Annotated in this window: 15 protein-coding genes and 2 pseudogenes; 7 read left to right on the top strand and 10 right to left on the bottom strand. The window is 58.7% G+C overall.

The genetic code is table 11. The annotated features are described in order from the left end of the window. Position 1: 1 nt before the first annotated feature. Both pdhA and GRI69_RS09630 read right to left on the bottom strand, forming a co-directional pair. Positions 2-1,072: a pyruvate dehydrogenase (acetyl-transferring) E1 component subunit alpha gene (gene pdhA, locus GRI69_RS09625; protein WP_202391945.1), complete on the bottom strand. Its 1,071-nt coding sequence runs from the start codon at positions 1,070-1,072 to the stop codon at positions 2-4. A gap of 135 nt (positions 1,073-1,207) precedes the next feature. Beyond that, entirely contained in the window at positions 1,208-1,456 is a 249-nt protein-coding gene (locus GRI69_RS09630; protein WP_337191052.1) for an FtsB family cell division protein, read from the bottom strand. A gap of 258 nt (positions 1,457-1,714) precedes the next feature. Here GRI69_RS09630 and hppD point away from each other — a divergent pair, with 258 nt between their 5' ends. The 3 genes from hppD to GRI69_RS09645 all read left to right on the top strand — a co-directional run bounded on the left by hppD (position 1,715) and on the right by GRI69_RS09645 (position 4,360). Further along, the gene (gene hppD, locus GRI69_RS09635) at positions 1,715-2,836 is read left to right on the top strand and encodes a 4-hydroxyphenylpyruvate dioxygenase (protein ID WP_160728069.1); all 1,122 of its coding nucleotides are present in this window, start codon (positions 1,715-1,717) and stop codon (positions 2,834-2,836) included. Next, on the top strand, positions 2,833-3,405 hold the full coding sequence (locus GRI69_RS09640) for a VOC family protein (RefSeq protein ID WP_160728070.1): 573 nt from the start codon (positions 2,833-2,835) through the stop codon (positions 3,403-3,405). Before hppD ends, GRI69_RS09640 begins: the two co-directional genes overlap by 4 nt. Before the next feature lie 76 nt (positions 3,406-3,481). Continuing rightward, the gene (locus tag GRI69_RS09645; RefSeq protein ID WP_160728071.1) at positions 3,482-4,360 is read left to right on the top strand and encodes a mechanosensitive ion channel domain-containing protein; all 879 of its coding nucleotides are present in this window, start codon (positions 3,482-3,484) and stop codon (positions 4,358-4,360) included. 220 nt (positions 4,361-4,580) lie between these two features. On the opposite strand, the gene GRI69_RS16360 is transcribed toward GRI69_RS09645, so the two are convergent. From GRI69_RS16360 to GRI69_RS09665, 5 genes and pseudogenes are all read right to left on the bottom strand, one after another. Then, on the bottom strand, positions 4,581-7,130 hold the full coding sequence (locus tag GRI69_RS16360) for a calcium-binding protein (RefSeq protein ID WP_337191056.1): 2,550 nt from the start codon (positions 7,128-7,130) through the stop codon (positions 4,581-4,583). Between the two features lie 105 nt (positions 7,131-7,235). Continuing rightward, a pseudogene (locus tag GRI69_RS16275) lies at positions 7,236-7,388 on the bottom strand (calcium-binding protein); the annotation flags it as partial. A 15-nt stretch (positions 7,389-7,403) separates the two neighbouring features. Beyond that, positions 7,404-8,348, bottom strand: a complete 945-nt coding sequence (locus GRI69_RS09655) for a hypothetical protein (RefSeq protein WP_160728073.1) — start codon at positions 8,346-8,348, stop codon at positions 7,404-7,406. A 263-nt stretch (positions 8,349-8,611) separates the two neighbouring features. Beyond that, positions 8,612-9,373 carry an anti-sigma factor gene (locus GRI69_RS09660; protein WP_160728074.1) on the bottom strand — a complete coding sequence of 254 codons (762 nt, stop codon included), beginning with the start codon at positions 9,371-9,373 and terminating at the stop codon, positions 8,612-8,614. Next, positions 9,366-10,070 carry an RNA polymerase sigma factor gene (locus tag GRI69_RS09665; protein WP_160728075.1) on the bottom strand — a complete coding sequence of 235 codons (705 nt, stop codon included), beginning with the start codon at positions 10,068-10,070 and terminating at the stop codon, positions 9,366-9,368. The genes GRI69_RS09660 and GRI69_RS09665 overlap by 8 nt, the downstream gene beginning before the upstream one ends. 113 nt (positions 10,071-10,183) lie before the next feature. On the opposite strand from GRI69_RS09665, the gene GRI69_RS09670 reads away from it, so the two are divergent. The 4 genes from GRI69_RS09670 (at position 10,184) to GRI69_RS09685 (ending at position 14,241) form a co-directional block, all read left to right on the top strand. Next, positions 10,184-10,843, top strand: a complete 660-nt coding sequence (locus GRI69_RS09670; protein WP_160728076.1) for a DUF4331 family protein — start codon at positions 10,184-10,186, stop codon at positions 10,841-10,843. Further along, positions 10,843-11,550, top strand: coding sequence for a DUF4331 family protein (locus tag GRI69_RS09675; RefSeq protein ID WP_160728077.1), 708 nt, complete (start codon positions 10,843-10,845; stop codon positions 11,548-11,550). Before GRI69_RS09670 ends, GRI69_RS09675 begins: the two co-directional genes overlap by 1 nt. A gap of 79 nt (positions 11,551-11,629) precedes the next feature. Continuing rightward, positions 11,630-12,973 (top strand): tetratricopeptide repeat protein, encoded by a 1,344-nt coding sequence (locus GRI69_RS09680; RefSeq protein ID WP_237453031.1) that lies wholly within the window; start codon positions 11,630-11,632, stop codon positions 12,971-12,973. After that, positions 12,970-14,241 (top strand): HupE/UreJ family protein, encoded by a 1,272-nt coding sequence (locus tag GRI69_RS09685; protein ID WP_160728079.1) that lies wholly within the window; start codon positions 12,970-12,972, stop codon positions 14,239-14,241. Before GRI69_RS09680 ends, GRI69_RS09685 begins: the two co-directional genes overlap by 4 nt. Positions 14,242-14,303: 62 nt before the next feature. On the opposite strand, the gene GRI69_RS09690 is transcribed toward GRI69_RS09685, so the two are convergent. The 3 genes and pseudogenes from GRI69_RS09690 to GRI69_RS09705 all read right to left on the bottom strand — a co-directional run bounded on the left by GRI69_RS09690 (position 14,304) and on the right by GRI69_RS09705 (position 17,470). Continuing rightward, complete coding sequence (locus tag GRI69_RS09690; RefSeq protein ID WP_160728080.1) at positions 14,304-14,624, bottom strand: hypothetical protein; 321 nt, start codon at positions 14,622-14,624, stop codon at positions 14,304-14,306. A 162-nt stretch (positions 14,625-14,786) separates the two neighbouring features. Next, positions 14,787-16,133: pseudogene (locus tag GRI69_RS09695) on the bottom strand (APC family permease). Further along, entirely contained in the window at positions 16,130-17,470 is a 1,341-nt protein-coding gene (locus tag GRI69_RS09705) for a DUF418 domain-containing protein (protein WP_160728082.1), read from the bottom strand. Before GRI69_RS09705 ends, GRI69_RS09695 begins: the two are co-directional and overlap by 4 nt. Positions 17,471-17,499 lie beyond the last annotated feature (29 nt).

Here is a 17,499-nt window from a genome sequence, read left to right on the forward strand (position 1 = left end):
CTCAATACTCCTCCACCAACACGTCCGTGTAGAGTTCGGACGCCTCGGGCTCGGGAGAATTCTCCGCAAAGTCGGCCGCTTCGCTGACGACCTTGCGAATGTCCTTGTCGATGGCTTTCAACTCGTCCTCGCTATTGCCCTGCTCGATCAGGATCTTCTTCAGGCCCTCGATCGGATCCTTGTGGTCCTTCATGTCCTGCACTTCTTCGCGCGTCCGATACTTTGCCGGGTCGGACATGGAGTGCCCGCGATAGCGATAGGTTTCGCATTCCATCAGGACCGGCCCCCTACCCTCGCGCACATGCTTGAAGGCAATCTCGGCGGCTTGGCGCACCTCGAGCACATCCATGCCATTCACCTTCATGCCGGGGATGCGGAATGCCGTGCCTCGGCGGTAGAACTCCGTCTCTGCACTGGAGCGCCCGACTGCCGTACCCATGGCGTACTGGTTGTTCTCGACCACGAACACGATCGGCAGCTTCCACAAGGACGCCATATTGAACGTTTCGTACACCTGACCTTGGTTTGCCGCACCGTCGCCGAAATAGGCCAGGCACAAACCGCCATCCTCGTTATACTGATGCGCCAGCGCGAGCCCGCCTCCGAGCGCGACCTGAGCGCCAACAATGCCGTGGCCACCATAGAATTTATGCTCGGTCGAGAACATGTGCATCGACCCGCCCTTACCTTTCGAAATCCCAGCCTCGCGACCGGTGAGTTCGGCCATGATGACTTTCGGATCGATGCCATAGGCAAGCATGTGGCCGTGATCACGATAGCCGGTGATCACGCTGTCCTTGTCACCATCGAGTGCCGACTGCAGGCCGATCGCGACCGCTTCCTGACCGATGTAGAGGTGACAGAAGCCCCCGATCAGCCCTAGGCCATAAAGCTGCCCGGCACGCTCTTCGAACCGGCGAATAAGCAGCATCTGCTCGTAGAACTGCCGCAGTTGCTCGGACGATGCATCATAGCGCTTCGACTTTTCGAACTCTTTCTGGAGCGAGTGCAGCGCAAATTCCGGGTTTTCCGCGGGGCTTTGCGGCGTCTTGTTCTTGGGGGGCTTGGCCAAAACAATTGTCCCTTGTTCTTCCGGGGAGGAATGGTGTTGCGCCTATAGGCACAGCCTTAAGGGCAGCGCAACGGTGCGTGTGGCTTGCATACGAAAACCTTACGGAACCGCAGGGTTACACCCCAGTGCAGGACATCAGTCGTCGAGTTTGATGACGACTTCGTCGGGATGAACGACGTTGAGCTGGCTGCGCAAAAGTTCGCCCACCATATCCGGATCCGCATGGTCGGGATGGAGTAGCGCTACCTTGTTCTTCAGCGCAGCGCGCTCTTCCTGCAAAGCGGCAAGCTGGGCTTCGCGCTGGTCGAGCAGACGGAGGTTTTCACTCCACGCGAGTAGTCCCGAGGGGCCGGCAACCGCAAGACCGCCTATAATGAGCAGCACGGCAAGCGCCGCATTTTGCGCCGCCTTTTGCTTCCGGATTACGTCGAATCTGCTTGCCCGCCTCATGGTGCGCACAGAATCACAGTTAACCTTTCGTGGCAAGCGGAATTCGCGTGGAATCCGGCGGTTAGCGGTCAACTGAGGGCCCAATCGAGCGTTGGAACCCCGCCCCTTCCCGATCCGTTGCAATCTTGACAATGCGAGCCAAAACCCGTAACTGGTTTCTATTGAAACTAATTTGCCAAACAGAGGATGCCCATGTCTGACCTTTTCGAAAATCCCATCGGTCTCGACGGCTTCGAATTCGTCGAATTCTGTGCCCCCGAGCGAGGTGTGGTTGAACCGGTTTTCGAAGCCATGGGTTTCATAAATGTTGCTAGGCATCGCTCCAAGGACGTTCACCTGTTGCGTCAGGGCGGGATCAACCTCATCATCAATTACGAGCCACGTAGCGCGGCTTGGTACTTTGCCCGCGAGCATGGCCCCTCCGCCTGCGGGATGGGTTTCCGCGTACGCGACGCGAAGAAGGCTTATGAGGAACTCCTGGAACGCGGTGCTGAACCTGTCGTCGTCGACACGGGCCCGATGGAGATCCGCATCCCCGCCATCCGCGGGATCGGCGGGGCGATCGTCTATCTCATAGACCGCTATTCCGACCAAGGTGGTGAAGGATTGTCGATCTATGACATCGATTTCGAGTATCTTGACGGAGTGGAGAAATTCCCGGTCGGCGCGGGCTTCAACGTGATCGATCACCTTACGCACAACGTCTACAATGGCCGCATGAAGTATTGGGCGGACTATTACGAAACGCTCTTCAACTTCCGCGAAATCCGCTTCTTCGACATCAAGGGCGAGTATACCGGTCTTACCTCCAAGGCGCTGACAGCGCCCGATGGCAAGATCCGCATCCCGCTCAACGAGGAAGGTGAAGGCGGAAAGGGCCAGATCGAGGAGTTCCTCAAGGAGTTCAACGGCGAAGGCATTCAGCACATTGCGCTAATCTGCGATGACCTTGTCGGTTGCTGGGACAACCTCAAGGAACTGGGTGTGCCTTTCATGACCGCGCCGCCCGAGACCTATTACGAAATGCTGGCCGAACGCCTGCCCGATCATGGCGAAGACGTCGATCAGCTGAAGATGCGCGGCATCCTGCTCGACGGAACAACCGAAGGTGGCCAGCCCCGCCTCCTGCTCCAGATCTTTGCCGAAGCCCAGGTGGGCCCGGTGTTCTTCGAGTTCATCCAGCGCAAGGGCGATGAAGGCTTCGGCGAAGGCAATTTTAAGGCGCTGTTCGAAAGCATGGAGCGTGACCAGATCAAGCGCGGCGCTCTCAGCGTCGAGGATGCCAAGTCGGTCGAGACGGAGCCTGCGGAATGAACGATGTAAGCAGTCATCCCATCAAACTGGGCGGTGTTCACCACGCGGCTTATCGCTGCAAGGATGCCAAAGAAACTGTCGAATGGTACGGCAAGGTACTGGGCATGGATTACACCACCGCCTTTGCCGAAGATCACGTTCCTTCGACCGGTGAGTATGACCCCTACATGCACGTCTTTCTCGACGCGGGTAACGGGAACATCCTCGCTTTCTTCGAGCTGCCGAACCAGAAAGACATGGGCCGCGACGAGAACACGCCCGCGTGGGTCCAGCATCTCGCTTTCAGGGTAGTTAGCGAGGACGAACTCCAAGCTGCAAAAGAGCATGTTGAGAGCCTTGGCATTGAGGTACTGGGGCCGACCCATCACGGCATTTTCAAGTCGATCTACTTTTTCGATCCCAACGGCCACCGCGTCGAACTGGCGACCGACATCGGCACAGACGAACAATATGCCGAACTGAAGCGTGTCGCCCCGTTGATGCTCGACGAATGGAGCGAGACCAAGAAGGCTCCGCGGCATGCTGACTGGCTGCATGAACTTGCCCGCAAGGAACACAAGAACGGTTAATCTCCGCTAAGGCCGAATTTCCGCCATTTAGGAACCTGCTGCGGTGCATAACGTTGGCCCGCAAAGGGAGCCTGCCGTGAATTACATAGAAACGCTGCGCGATCAGTTGCAGGATATGGGCCAAGGCTTCGTCGAGGCCCTGCCAAACCTCGCGATCGCGCTGATCATCCTGCTGCTCACCTGGATCGTTGCACGGTTTGGAGCCCGCATTTCGGACATGATCGTCGGGCGGACCGAGATACGGTCGAGCCTGAAAAACCTTGTCGACACGGTGGTCAAGTTGAGCATCTGGCTGGTCGGGATTTTCGTCGCTGCCGTCGTCGTGATGCCTGGCCTTACGTTCGCGAGTCTTCTTGCAGGTCTCGGTATTGGCGCGGTTGCAATCGGTTTCGCATTTCAGGATATCTTCGAGAATTTTTTCGCGGGCATTCTCATCATGCTGCGCGAGAAGATGCAGATCGGCGACGTGATCGAATGCGAAGGCATTACCGGCAAGGTGGAGCATATCACGCTGCGCGAAACGCACGTGCGTAAGCTGTCAGGAGAATTGACGGTCGTGCCTAATTCCATCCTGTTCAAGAACCCGGTCGAGATTCTTACCGATGTCGAGCAACGCAGACACGATCTAGTCGTGGGCGTGTCCTACGACACCAATCTCGATCATGCCGCAACAGTGATACGTCGCGCCGTCGAAGGCGTGGACGATGTCCTTGCGAGCAAGGGAATCGATATATTTGCCCAAGAATTCAATTCCAGCTCGGTCGATTTTCTCGTGCGCTGGTGGGCCGGTGCGACACCGCGCTCTGGCTGGGAAAGCAAAGACAAGGTCGTGCGGGCAATCAAATCCGAGCTGGATGAAGCTGGCATCGAGATACCGTTCCCTTATGTCACGCACACGTTCAAGGAGACGGTGCCGGTCAGCCAGCTTGGACGGACTAGCAAGAAGACGCCCTAAGGCCGGAATTATCCATTCACACAGCTTGATGACTTGTCGCGAAATCGTTCTGCAGACTAACTCAAGCATGGATGGAACAGAACGCCTTAGCCGCGCTCAGGAATATCCGCTGGCTGTCGCAGCAGCCGTCGTCACTGCCAACGCCTACTATATTGAAACGTAGTCGCGCGCAGCCAAATCGCAAACGGCATTCGACAGGTCGGTACCGGCAAGGCTCCCCTCAGAGCACGAGATCACTCGACTGGAGGTCGGTAACGTTCGAGAGCGCGAGGAAATGATCCGCCACACCGTCGCCGTTGGTGTCCAGCTGGACAATTACCCCGCCAGTCCCATCGGAAACATATCGCATCTGACCCACCACATTTCCGAAGGCCGACGTTCCGATGAAGGTGAAAGCCTGATTGCCTGCCAGCGTGGCATTGGCATCGATCGACCAGAGATTGATCTTATCTCCTTGAGCGCGGCTGAAATCGGAAATCCGATCTGCCGTCGCCGCGCTCGACCCCATGTCGGATGCGTTGCGGAACAGGAATATGTCCGCTCCCGCGCCACCGCTAAACAGATCACGGCCTGCACCGCCATCGAGCTTGTCCGCCCCATCACCGCCAAGCAGCGTATCGTCTCCGCCCCCGCCCCAAAGGACGTCACTGTGCGACCCGCCGTCTAGCTTGTCGGCGCCGCTGCCGCCGAACATCTCGTCGCTGTCCCGGCCGCCAAGAAGGACGTCGTTGCCGTCGTTGCCGATCAGGACGTCGTTGCCGTTGAGCCCGGAAACGGTATCGTCATTTGCGCTGCCGCGGATGGTATTGTATCGGTCGTTTCCGGTCCCCGCGCGCGCTGCGCCGGACAGCACGAGTTTGTGGGTATGATCGGGCAGCACGAAATCGACGCTGGATTCAACGGTGTTGTAGCCTCCGGCCACCTCGACCACGACATCGCCGACGTTATCCACGAAGTAGGTGTCGCTGCCCGCACCGCCTTCCATGTGATCTGCGCCGGCCCCTCCGAAGAACACATCGTTGCCGTCACCTCCCAGCAGCGTGTCATCACCGTCTTCGCCGTACAGCTGGTCCCGCCCTGAACCTCCAGAAATGACATCGTCGCCCTGACCGCCGAAGAGGAAATCGTTCCCGACACCGCCGTCGAGGCTGTCCTCGCCGCCATTGCCGAACAGCCGGTCGGCTCCCGCAAGGCCAATGAGCACGTTCGCCTGGCTATCGCCGCGCAGCTTGTCGGAAAACGCCGAACCAGTGAGATTCTCGATGCTTTCGAGAAGATCGCTACCCGCGCCTTGCGTATTCTGCGACGCTGCGATCGCGAGGCTTACAGTGACCGCCGACGATGCCTGCGAGTAGGAGGCGGTGTCGCTACCGGCCCCACCGCGCAGGATGTCGCTGCCAGCGCCACCTTCGAAACTGTCGTCGAATGCGCCGCCCAGCATCACATCGTCGCCGCGCATGCCGAAGACCGTGCCGGTAACCTGGCCGTTGCGCCCGTCATACTCGTCGTTTCCGCCTTCGAAGAGCACGTTGCCGAGCAGGAGGCCGTTATTTTCGACCCAATAATTGTGATAGCGATAATAGCCGTTGTACAGGTGGAAGGTGTGGTGATCGCGGTTCCAGAATTCGATCGCGTTGACACCTTCGATCGTGCCGTTGTTGGTAACCCCATAGCTGCGGTCGAACTGCTGGTAGAGCGGCACGAGCAGCACCCCGACGGTCTCGAGAGATGGATCGGCAGTTACTCCCAGTACCGCATGGATATCGCCGTCATTGACCAGCGAGCCATACGCCGCGACGCCGGTCGCGGCGATGTCTTCCGGCACGAGACTATCGTTCTCGACCCAGGCCTGCCTTCCCGTACCGCCCGCTTCTGCGTAGATCAGGCCGGTGTTGAAGAAGGTCTGGTGATGCTCGTTCAGGTTCTCGGAGAAAATTTCGTTCACGCCGATTGCCCGTGAAAATTCGGAAATGGCATAGATCGCGCCCGAGTTCTCGAACCAACTGCCCAAATTGGTGGCGATGGCGCTGCCTGCAGTGGAATATGCAAGAATCTCGCCCGTATTGACAATCTCGGAGTAAGTGCTGAGTTGCAGCGCAATCGTCGGGTAGTAGAACACCTCCTCGCCCAGCGGCGCGTATTGTTCGGCGGTGATGATGCCGTAATTCTCGACCCGGGAATTGCCGGTGCTTTCGACAGCCGATGCCGCCGAATAGAATTCCTGAATGCTGTAAACTTCGCCATGATTGACGAGGGTCGACATCAGCGTTCCGTTCGACGCGTGCAGGACGAAGACCGATGGTCCTTGCGAATAGAAAACTTCCTCGGTCTCGACCGAAAATTCGCTGTCACGCACCGAATGGCCCGACAGGTAATTTACACTCGAGCTGTAATCGAGCCCGGCTGCACTTCCGGCGCGCGGGGCCGAGGTTCCGCCTGCGACTGCGTCAAACCCGCCGTAACCGGGGCTGGAGTTCGCAGTGACCGTTGCAGTCTCGGTGACGAGCACCGTGACATTGCCTTTGGTCCAGGCTTCGTAAAGTACGCCGTCGACCGTCCGGTCGACGGCGCGCGTCCACGCGCCGTCGAGATGGATCGAGTTGCTTGCGCCCGCTTCAATCCTCAGCGGGGTAACGCCTGCGAGGCTGGCCGCCGATTTGTCGTCGATCGAAAGGTTCTGGTTGGCCTGGAGAGTGATCTGCTCGAAGCCCGAAATGCGATCACCCGCCTTCATCTGCGAAAGGCGGAAGTTGCGCGCGCCCGCGGCCATAACGAGTGTATCGAACCCGCTGCCGCCGAGTAGCTTTTCGAAGCTGTAATCGCCCAGCACGATCCGGTCGTTTCCGGCACCGCCTTCGACATAGTCACCGCCAAGCGTATGGATCGTATCGTTGCCCCATTCGCCATAGAGACCGTCGTTGCCGAGATCGCCCATCATGACGTCGTCGCCGAAGCCGCCTGTCAGGATGTCCCGGCCGCCCTTGCCCGACAAGGTATCGTTGCCGCGACCGCCGGTCGCGCGATCGGCATTGGCCGAACCCGACTAGCTGTCGTTGCCGAAGCCCATGTGGACGACGCCGCTCACCGAGCCGCTGCCGGAATAGGTATCGTCGCCGTCTTCCATAAAGACGCTGCCGATGACCTTACCGTCGTTCGTGACCTTGTCGTTGCCGTAATCGAGCCAGATCAAGCCGTCGATGATGCCGCTCGACAGATTGTTAATGGTGAACGAAGGATTGGGAACATCGCCATTGTCGGAAACACCGTAGATGGCAAATTCGGCGCGGATCGTTCCGCCATTGTTGATCGGCGTGATGCCGTAACCGCGGTTGACGAGATAGACGCCGAAAGATGCGCCGTCAGGCCCGGTCGAATTGGCTTCGATCAGCCCCCAGTTGACCACCATCGGCACGCCGGGCGTCGGATTGGCGGATTGCGAAGCATAGACGGCAATCGCCAGTTCGGGCGCTTCTGCCAGGATCTGACCGCCCACGCGATTGCGCAGCTCCAGCCCGCCCACGTCGATAGCCGTGGCATTGCCGCCGAAATAGGGCTGACCATCGTCGACCAGAGACTGGACCGCCAAGATACCCGAATTGTCGATAAACGTATTGCCGTAATTCTCGACCCCACGAGCCCAGCCTTTATTTGAAGTGACGATTATCGAACCGGTGTTGTGAAGGTAATCCATCTCCCGTCCGAGTTGGACCTGAGACCCGCCGTGAAGGTAGATCGATCCCGTATTGGTCAGCCGCGTAATGCCGCCAGCAATCAAAAACGCGTGCGGCAGATCCTGTTCGAGCCAGATCTGGCCATGGTTGTAGACGTGGAGATTCCAGGAATCGAACACCCGGTCGAGACTGGTCGAAAAGATCACCCGGTCGCTTTTGACCGTATATTCCGGCTCGTAGGAAGTGGGATTGCGACCGAGCGGGGTGGTCAGCTTGGCAACCGTCGGCCGGGGGCCGGGTGCAGGAATGATCGACATCGTTGTGCGCCTTCAGGCGGAAGATGCCGCCGAAATTCAAATATTCTCAGATTTGGCGATTGGCAATTCAAAATCGCTTTTGCGCAGCTCGTGTCGCCCCCGGATCTCCAGATCGCTGACTCTTCTGCAATTCAGCGCAGTTCACGAAGACGATCATCGTCGATGCGCTCTAGGTTTCGCTGGGTACTGCTGACGAGGACCAGGGGGACTTCGGGAGGAATGGCTACAAAAAAGCTTCCCGCATCCGAAGACCGAATGTTCGGTCAGATGGTATTCGCCGGGACCTCTTGAAGCACCGCGGTTCCCAGTATGTCACCGGTCGGAGCATCGTGGGGTGCGCCCTCACGCGGTTCTATCGTCATCGCCATCGTCGCCCCGTCCTCAAGGAAAGATCGCAGCTCAGGCGACAGTGTTACGGTCAGACGGTCGCTATCCATAAGACCGAGCGATCGAGGGATCCCGTCCTCAGGTATGATCCAGAGTTCGGGGCCGTATTCGGGTTGCTGAAGATCGGCGAGCCGCAGAGATAGCGTGCCCGAGCCAGGGCTGTACAAGGCGCTGAGGAGCGGTGCGCCTGCCTCATCCTTGATCTGGGCAACATTGGCTGGCCGCCCTGGCTGTTCGGAAGGCGTCGGCGCTTGTCCATTCTGTTCCTGTATCGGGTTGGTCACAGTCAGACCTAGCCCGACAGCCAGCAACAACGATGCTGCGGTCGCGGTGATAGCCCACCGCCGCCAGACTTTGTTCGATCCCTGATCCTTCGAAATCAACGAAGTTTGGAGGATCGCGCCGCGATTTTCCAACTGGTGCTCGATCGCCGAGAGTGCGCGGGCCGGTGCCTCGACGGACTCGACGTCCTCGAGCCAGTGATCGGATTGCTCCTGCCAATCTCTTACGCGGCTCGCGAAGTGCGGATCTTCCAGCTGGCGGCGCAAGGCCTCGACGCGCTCTGTCCCCTCAAGTAGCCCGAGAGCCAGACCGGCCGCCATGACCTCGAGGTCGTCGTGGGTTGGACGATCAGTCATCGGCCAGCTTCCGACGAATTCTGAGCACGGTCCGGCGAACCCGGCTCTTGAAGGTAGCAACAGGCAAATTAAGCCGCTGAGCGGCTTCCGGGTAAGTCAGGCCTAAAAGGTAAATCGACTTCAATTCTTGTTCGCTTTCAGCGTCGAGATTGCCGACCGCTGTCCAAACCTGGTCTTCGCGGTTCATGGCTATGATACGGTCGTCGGCGGCCGCCGCTTCACTTTCCTGCAAATTTAGGTGTTCGTCGCCGACATGGTGATGCCTCGAGCGAGCCCTGTACCAGTCGATCGCAGCATTTCGCGCGATCGCGCCCATCCATGCCAGCGGCCTGCTGCGTTCTGGATCATAGCCTTTGGCGCGGTCCCAGATTTTCAGATAGGACTCCTGCAACACGTCTTCGGCTGCGGCGTGATCGCGCGTCACTGAGAGGCAGATGGCGAACAGCTTGTTGGCGGTTTTTGCGTACAAGCGCCGGAAAGCTTCCCGGTCGAGATCAGCCACCAAGACGATATCAAGCGAAAGCGCCTCGTTCTCGGAGAGCCCTTTAGCGGTCTGGCTTACCTGATCTTGGGGAGACTGCGGGTGTTGCACACGTTCATGCTTAAGGGGTTTTTCCGCAAAAAACAGACGAAACTGACACAGACCTTTGCCGCCCGTTTTACAGCGTTGCCGAATTTTTTTCGGCCATGGGTGCATCGATAGCCCGCAAGCACTCGTCAATATTCAGACGGTGCCTTCCCATGAAGGCATTCGAGGGGCCTTCATTAGGCCCTGCTGAGGACCCTTCGGGTTAAATTGGGGAGATCGCAATGAAGTATTCGAAAGCCATACCTTTCGCGCTGGGAGGGCTGTCGCTTGCGACTGCAGCTGTCCTGTTTGCGCCCGGGGTCGGAATTATCGCCGCCGACCACCTCGATCCGCCCGCTCGGACGGATCCCGCCGTGGACAGCACGCCTGATCGCGCTGCCGACATAGCGGATGTTTACGCCTGGCATACCGATACATCGGTCATTGTCGCGATGACCTTCGCCGGTCCGCAGGCGACCGACCAACCGGCGACCTACGATCCGGATGTCCTTTATTCGATCAACGTATCGAACAGCAGTCCGCGCACCACCACCGACATTCCGATCCGGTTTCGCTTCGGGACGGGAGCGATGGACCAGTTCGGCGTAAGCGTAACCGGTCTTCCAGGCGTCACCGGGGCAATCAGGGGTTCGGTCGAGACCGAATTGGAAAAGGACGGCGTCAGGGTCTGGGCCGGTCTTTTCGACGACCCGTTCTTTTTCGATCTCCAAGGATTCAGAGACACGCTCAACACGGGTACTTTGAGTTTCGATTCAGAGCGTGATTTCTTCGCCGGGCAGAACCTTACTGCCGTCGTAATCGAGATACCCAGGGACCGGATCGATCCTGGCGCGCCAGTGGACGTCTGGGCAGCAACCGCGCGATTTGGAGGGCAGCTCTGATGAAGACCAATAACCACCTTTCGCTCCGCCGGCTCGCCATGGCGACTTCGATGGTCGCGAGCCTCGGCATGCTATCCGCCTGTTTCGACGGCGATGACGACGATCCAGTCGCCTTGCCTACGCCGACGCCGACACCGCCCCCGACAGAAACGACATTTAATGTCGAGCCCTGTCTCAATCAAATGATTCCAGGAACCGGCGTAACTGTTGCGCAGGCCGTTGTTCCCGACACGCTGACACTGGACCTGTCGGCAGCTTCCGGTTTCCCAAATGGTCGAAAGCTCCCGGATCCAGTAATCGACGTCACTCTGGCGGTCATCTTCCTCGACCTTTCGGTCAACGGTCCGGGGACGCTGGCGGGTCTCCCGCTCAACCCTCCCGCGAACGACGTCGCGTTCAGGGACACATTCCCCTATCTGGCGGGCCCGCAAGGATCGCCGCCGGTCGCCGATAACAGCGGCACCATGTTTACCTTCAGAAGCGATCCCGTATCGAGCTATGTGAGGGTCGACCGTATGGGAATGCCGGCGGTCTCGACTGCATTGATTCCGTCGGACCGCAAAAACGCCTATAACGACGCCGGCCCTGCCGCCGACGCCAATGGCGATTTCGTGCCCGATCTGGCAGCTACGCTGACGGGATTGACCAATGCGCTTGCGGACGATCTGACCGGGGCCGGGCTGACCCCTTGCGCGGTTCCGGAGTAGTTCGGACAGTGGCGGACGGGCATCGCTCGTCCGCCAGATAATCTGCAGCCACCACTGGAGCTAAAGGCGAAGACTGGACATGCGTGATGCTTTGAAAAACTCTCGCTATGTGATCTTGCCGATTGCCGCGGTTGCCCTGCTTACCGGCGCCGAATGGCTGGTCAATGATACGGCAGAAGCGCCGGTCAGTGCTGCCGATTGGGAAACGCCCGGCTTTGGACCGGCCTCGTATTCCGTGGCGATGGCCCGATCGGACTCGGACGTCTCTCTGGGAACGGAGCGGGTTTCCAAAGGGCCTGATGAATGGCTTCGGCACGAGAGCCTTGCCCGGATGTATCTTGGCCGCTCGCATCTCAGCTTTACTTACGACGAGCTTGTTCTTGCGGGCGAAGCACTGACGAAGGCCAGGCGTCTCGCACCCAGCGGTTCCGGTCCCTTACTGACCGATGCGGCATTCGCCCAGATGGCTCATCAACTTGACCGCACCCAAAACTCTCTCTCGGCGCTCGATGGGGCGGCAGTCAGAAGCGATCCAGCCACCCTTGCGGAAAGTGCAAGCCTGAAGGGCGACGTAGCCTTTTATCGCGGAGACATGGCCCGCGCCCGCGCATTATATGATGATGCTGCGAAGTATGGCTCAAACGCGGGTGTCGCGTATCGTTATGCTACACTGGCCAAATCGCAGGGCAGGTTCGAAAACGCGATAAGGCATTTTTCGGATGCCATCCGCGATCCGGGGATGACCACCCCCTTCGCAAGTGCGAGTGCGGCGATTCAGATTGGCGCAGTGGAGCTCGCAAGAGGCGACTACCGGAACGCAAGGGTGTGGTTCGAGACGGCGAACCGGAAATTCCCCGGTTTCTGGCTGATCGAGGCCCATCTGGCGCAGGCAAAGGCACTCGAAGGCGATCTGGCTGGAGCCATTATAGATATGGAAGCCGTGGCGCGCAGCGCTCCTGCGGGTGAGGTTCTGGATTCGCTGGCGATGCTGCTTCGCGCCGATGGCCAGGCGCGTGAAAGCCGACTCTGGGCGGACAAGGCCTCGGCGATCTGGGAAAAGCGTCTCGGGCAACTACCTGAAGCTGCCTACGGGCACGCGGTAGAGCATGAGCTCGTTTTCGGTTCTCCCGACAAGGCACTCGACCTCGCGAAACGCAACTTCGATGCCCGGCCTTATGGCGAATCCCGCATTCTTCTGGCCTCTGCATACCTGTCGAACGGAGCTTTCGAAGAAGCAATCGAACAGTTGGACCTTGCCGAAAGGTCAGGATGGCGAAGCGTACCGCTGTATGCGCTTCTTGCGCAAGCCCACCAATTGTCTGGCCGGCCGAACGAGGCGGCAAAGGCGCGCAAGGCAGCCGAGCAACTGAACCCCAAAATCTTCGAACCAGAGACGTCGCTAGTCTGGCTGTCGCACGGATGAGTGATCGCCCAATCTTCTGGCTGAAGCCCTTTTTGGTCGTCTTGATGACCATGGTCGCTGCCCCTCTTGCTGCGCATTCCACTCCCAATTCCGAAGTTCGTCTGACGGTGTCGGACAACCGGATGGTGGCCGACATCATCGTACCGCAAGGCGAGTATGCATTCGGGACCGGCAATCCAGTCGACGGAAGCCTCCGGTCAACTCGTCTGGCACGCGAATATCTGGCCGATCATATCGACGTCTCGACCCCCGGCGGGAAGCTCTGGACAGTTTCCATGGGAACAGTCGAATTCGTCCAGACCGACGGCCCGCCCGATCTCCATGCTATCGCGTATCTGGTGCCGCCCGCGGGCGCTTCCGCAACCGAACTCACAATCGATTGGCAGGTTCTGATCGATGAGTTGCCCGGACATTTTGCCCTCTTTCTCCACGATGCAGAGGCCGCAGGCGGCAAAGGCGCCATTATCGGTGCCGTGCGAAAAGACACGCCCCCGCTGGAGGTTAAAATCGCCGAACAGGGTGCGCTGGCTCCCCTCATTGCCGCGATGGGCCTCGGCGCGCATCACATCATGGAAGGATACGATCACCTGCTTTTTCTGCTCGTGCTCCTGCTCCCGGCACCGCTTATCGCTCGAGCCGGAAACTGGGGAGGAAATCGATCGACCCGTGGAACCGTGGTCAAACTGGCGCAGATCGTCACCGCATTCACCATCGGCCATAGCCTCACCTTGATCGCTGCTACTTTTGGAAACTGGTCGCTGCCGACGGCACCGGTCGAAGTTGCCATCGCCCTATCGGTCTTAATTTCGGCTATGCATGCGGCTCGTCCGATCCTACCCGGGAAGGAGCCGATAATTGCGCTTGCTTTCGGCCTCGTCCACGGCTTGGCGTTCGCCACACTGGTACAGGAGGCGCAAGCGGGTATGGCCAGCAGCGCGCTCACACTTCTTGGCTTCAATCTTGGCATAGAGCTGGTTCAGCTCGCGATTGTCGCTGCGGTCGTTCCATCGCTGCTCATCCTGTCCCGCTATCGCTTATACGCCGGCCTTCGGCAGGCGCTTGCCTATTTCGGCATCGCGGCGGCGGCAGCATGGATCGTGAATCGCACGACTGGCCTCGCTGAGGGCGTTGTCGCAACTATGGAAGCTGCAATGAGCCATGCGGCATGGCTGGTAGCAGCTGCGGCGTTGCTTGCGCTGGTTCTGGTTGTCCAGAAGCTCCTCATCGGAAAGCGCAGTGCCAGTCCCATGCAGGGCGCTTCGGCATGATTCACTATCAAAATCTGGCCCCCGTCACATCGACTAGCCTTTGTCCCAACTGTGGTTGTAATTTACGCCAGTTCGACAACTTCACATATGGCAATATCACAATCGATACGCGCGGAGAGCTTCACTTCGAAAGTCGCCAGTTGCGCTTGCCGAAAAGCCAATATCTGATTGTTGAAGCCCTCGTTCAAGCGAGAGGAAGGGGGCTCACTCGGTCGCTCCTGGCAACTGTCTTGGGAGGTGACATTTTCGATCAGTCCATCTCGAAATACATCGAGCGTGTCCGCGCAAGCTTTTGCAAGGTTAAACCCGATTTCGATCAGATCAGCTCGATGCGAGGTTTCAGCGCGTACCGATGGGACTATCAGCCTCCATGCCAGCCACATGCCTGACAACCCTCCAACTCACCTACGCATTTCTCCTTGCTGATGGCTAAGTCTTATCGTCCGTTTAGCGCCCACATTTCGGTCATTCGGTTGGCTTCCGGACCATCCCGAAAGCTGACATTCTTGGGGCTTCGCCAGCAATCAAAAGAAGATGAACCCAATCTAAGCTTTCGCTTCGCCCGTCATCCGCCGCTGTTTCTGGAGATGGGTGCCAACCGGAATACAAACGGCAATCATGGCTGCCATGATCGCGCCGCTGATCAGTTCGGTGACGATGAAGCTTGAAAGCAGGGCGAGGTTGATCAGCAAAACAATCGCCGGCAGTACCGGATGTCCCTTTGCACGGTACGGTCGCACCATTTCCGGCTTACGGATCCTCAGCGCGAAATAAGACAGGATGTACAGGCTCGCGGCAAACAACGTCATCGCTCCCATCAGCCGGAAGGCAAACACATAACCGCCGGTGAAAATGAGGGGTATCGAAAAGCAGGTCCCCAACAAAAGGGCATATGTCGGAGTTCCTCCGCGATTGACCGTTAGCACCGATTTGAGGAACAGGCCGTCCTCAGCAAGTCCATAGAGCACTCGCGGGGTCGACATGATACACCCATTGAGCGTTACGAGCGCCATCAAGGTGGCCAGCAGTGCCACGAAGGTGCTCCCCCAGCCTCCCGCGACCTGGCCGATCACCGCTGCCATCGGAAGTTCCGACGTTCTCAATACATCGAAATCGAGAGCGTCGATCAGGCTCCAGTTGACGAGGAGGTAGATCACCATCACTGCAATCGCCGACTGGAACAATGATCGGGGAATGTTCCGCCCGGGATTCTTGTCCTCGCCCGCGAAATAGATCGACGTATACCAACCGTCATAAACTGCGACGATGAACTGCAAGCCGAGCAGGACGCTGAGGATACTGACAGGCTCGGCGACAGGTGCGATTTCAGTGCTAACATTCTCAGGAGATGATGCGGCGGGGAAGAATAGCGCCACCGCAACCACGGCCAGCAGAAGCCCGATCTTCAGAATTGTGCCGACAATCTGGATCTATCGCCCTTCCTCAACGCCGGTCCAATTTAGCGCGGTGACTAGCAGCAGGATGGCGAGCGCGCTCCATGTTGTGTTGTCTGCAACCCACGGCACTATCGTCCCGAGAAAATCAGCAGCGGCGATGGAAAGCGCCGCATTCACTACGACGAAGGCGCTCCACATCGTCCATCCGACCAAGAGGCCCATCGAGTCCCCCAGGCCTTCACGCACCGGGATGTAATGCCCTCCCGAGCGCGGGATTGCCGAGGAAATCTCGGCGGCAACGTTGCAAGAAAGGAGAACGTAAATCCCTCCTGCAAGCCACAGCCAGAGAACCACGGTGGGATCGGGCACCATGTTGGAGATCTCGCCCGGCGCACGCATGATTCCCGTTCCGACCACGGTCCCCGCGCAAACTGCGATGGCAAACGGCAAACCGAGACGCTTTTGGAGGCCTCCTTCGGCGACCCCCGCGCTCATGCCACAGCCACCTTGTCTCGCCGAAGCTTTGGCATTTCGCCATAGGTCAGCGCGCGCCAGAGCCACTCGAGCGGACCCATCTTGAACCGGCTCAGCCAGAGCGGGCTGATGACCAACTGCGCCGCACAGATCGCAAACACGATGGAATACAGCTGGTGCCGCTCAAGCTGACCATAATAGCCCAGCCCAACGAAGAAGATCGCGCATACGACCGAATGTGTGAGGTAATTGGTGAAGGCCATCCGTCCGACGCAGGCCAGTGCGTGCTGGAGCAGCGCAAAGGCGCCAGAACGGGCGATCAGCAGCAACAGCCCCAAGTGCCCCGCAGTGGTCGCGAGGCGACCCAGATCGTAGGTAACTTCCGCCTGACTGAAGGCGAGCAGGCTGAAACCGTTATCGATGATCCAGCGCGTCTCGAGCGTGTTGACGGTCAACCCTATACCGTATCCCACCACCACGAGGGCAAAATAGAAACGGGCCGGGCGTTGGAGGGTGAACACGCCCAGTTTGAACATGGCGAGGCCAATCAGCATCATGCTGTATACATCGAAGAATATGTAACGGTAGAACGCCCAGCTTTGGGCCTTCCGTGTCTGCTCAGAAACCTGCTCGAATGCACTGGCGTAGCTGGCTGTGCGCGCCTCGACATATTCCTGCTGCTCTTCGGCAGTGTATTCGAAGCTGTCGACCTCGCTTTCCCAGGCCTCGGCCATCTCCACCTGTTCGGAAGTTGAGGTTGAGCCTTCCATCTCGACGAACTCATAGGCCGCATGCTTTTCGTGAAGAGCGGCGGTGTCGAAGTAGTTCCACGCAGCGCCGAAGGCGAGCACGCCCGCCGCGATCAAGAACAGCCACTTTGCCGCCAGTGTACGGAAGGGGAAGACGATGAGCGCGATCAGGCCATAGTAGAACAGGATATCCCCGCTCCACAGGAATATGAAGCCGTTGACGAGACCGAACCCGGCGAGCCACAGGTTGCGCCGCGTATAGATGTCGGCGACGTCTTTGCGGCCCTTCGCCTCAAGGCGGCTGGTGAACAGTATGATGCCGGCCCCGAACAGGATCGAGAAAAGCCCGCGCTGGGTCCCCTCGAAACCTATCTGGATTATCATCCACGAAAGAAGATTAAGCCCCTCGGCGCCTCCCGCATTGACGGGATTGCTATAGGCATGCGGCAGCCCAAAGCTGGTGATATTCATCAGCAGGATGCCGAACAGCGCTGCCCCTCGTACAAAGTCGATCGCGACAATGCGGTCCTTCGTAGGACGGGCACTTGGCTGATCGGGTGTCGACTGGGCGATAGCTACCGCCCCCGCATCATGCGCTGCAGTTGCCATTATTCCCCCCTATCGTGGATTTGTAGATG

The sequence above is a fragment of the Qipengyuania vulgaris genome (assembly GCF_009827325.1).
GTDB lineage: Bacteria > Pseudomonadota > Alphaproteobacteria > Sphingomonadales > Sphingomonadaceae > Qipengyuania > Qipengyuania vulgaris.

Excerpts from the sequence above, each read along its gene's own strand:
- hppD (WP_160728069.1), top strand. The coding sequence starts at position 1,715 with ATGTCTGACCTTTTCGAAAATCCCATCGGTCTCGACGGCTTCGAATTC.
- GRI69_RS09640 (WP_160728070.1), top strand. The coding sequence starts at position 2,833 with ATGAACGATGTAAGCAGTCATCCCATCAAACTGGGCGGTGTTCACCAC.
- GRI69_RS16360 (WP_337191056.1), bottom strand. The coding sequence starts at position 7,130 with ATGGCCGCGGGCGCGCGCAACTTCCGCCTTTCGCAGATGAAGGCGGGT.
- GRI69_RS09655 (WP_160728073.1), bottom strand. The coding sequence starts at position 8,348 with ATGTCGATCATTCCTGCACCCGGCCCCCGGCCGACGGTTGCCAAGCTG.
- GRI69_RS09660 (WP_160728074.1), bottom strand. The coding sequence starts at position 9,373 with ATGACTGATCGTCCAACCCACGACGACCTCGAGGTCATGGCGGCCGGT.
- GRI69_RS09665 (WP_160728075.1), bottom strand. The coding sequence starts at position 10,070 with ATGCACCCATGGCCGAAAAAAATTCGGCAACGCTGTAAAACGGGCGGC.
- GRI69_RS09670 (WP_160728076.1), top strand. The coding sequence starts at position 10,184 with ATGAAGTATTCGAAAGCCATACCTTTCGCGCTGGGAGGGCTGTCGCTT.
- GRI69_RS09675 (WP_160728077.1), top strand. The coding sequence starts at position 10,843 with ATGAAGACCAATAACCACCTTTCGCTCCGCCGGCTCGCCATGGCGACT.
- GRI69_RS09680 (WP_237453031.1), top strand. The coding sequence starts at position 11,630 with ATGCGTGATGCTTTGAAAAACTCTCGCTATGTGATCTTGCCGATTGCC.
- GRI69_RS09685 (WP_160728079.1), top strand. The coding sequence starts at position 12,970 with ATGAGTGATCGCCCAATCTTCTGGCTGAAGCCCTTTTTGGTCGTCTTG.
- GRI69_RS09690 (WP_160728080.1), bottom strand. The coding sequence starts at position 14,624 with ATGTGGCTGGCATGGAGGCTGATAGTCCCATCGGTACGCGCTGAAACC.
- GRI69_RS09705 (WP_160728082.1), bottom strand. The coding sequence starts at position 17,470 with ATGGCAACTGCAGCGCATGATGCGGGGGCGGTAGCTATCGCCCAGTCG.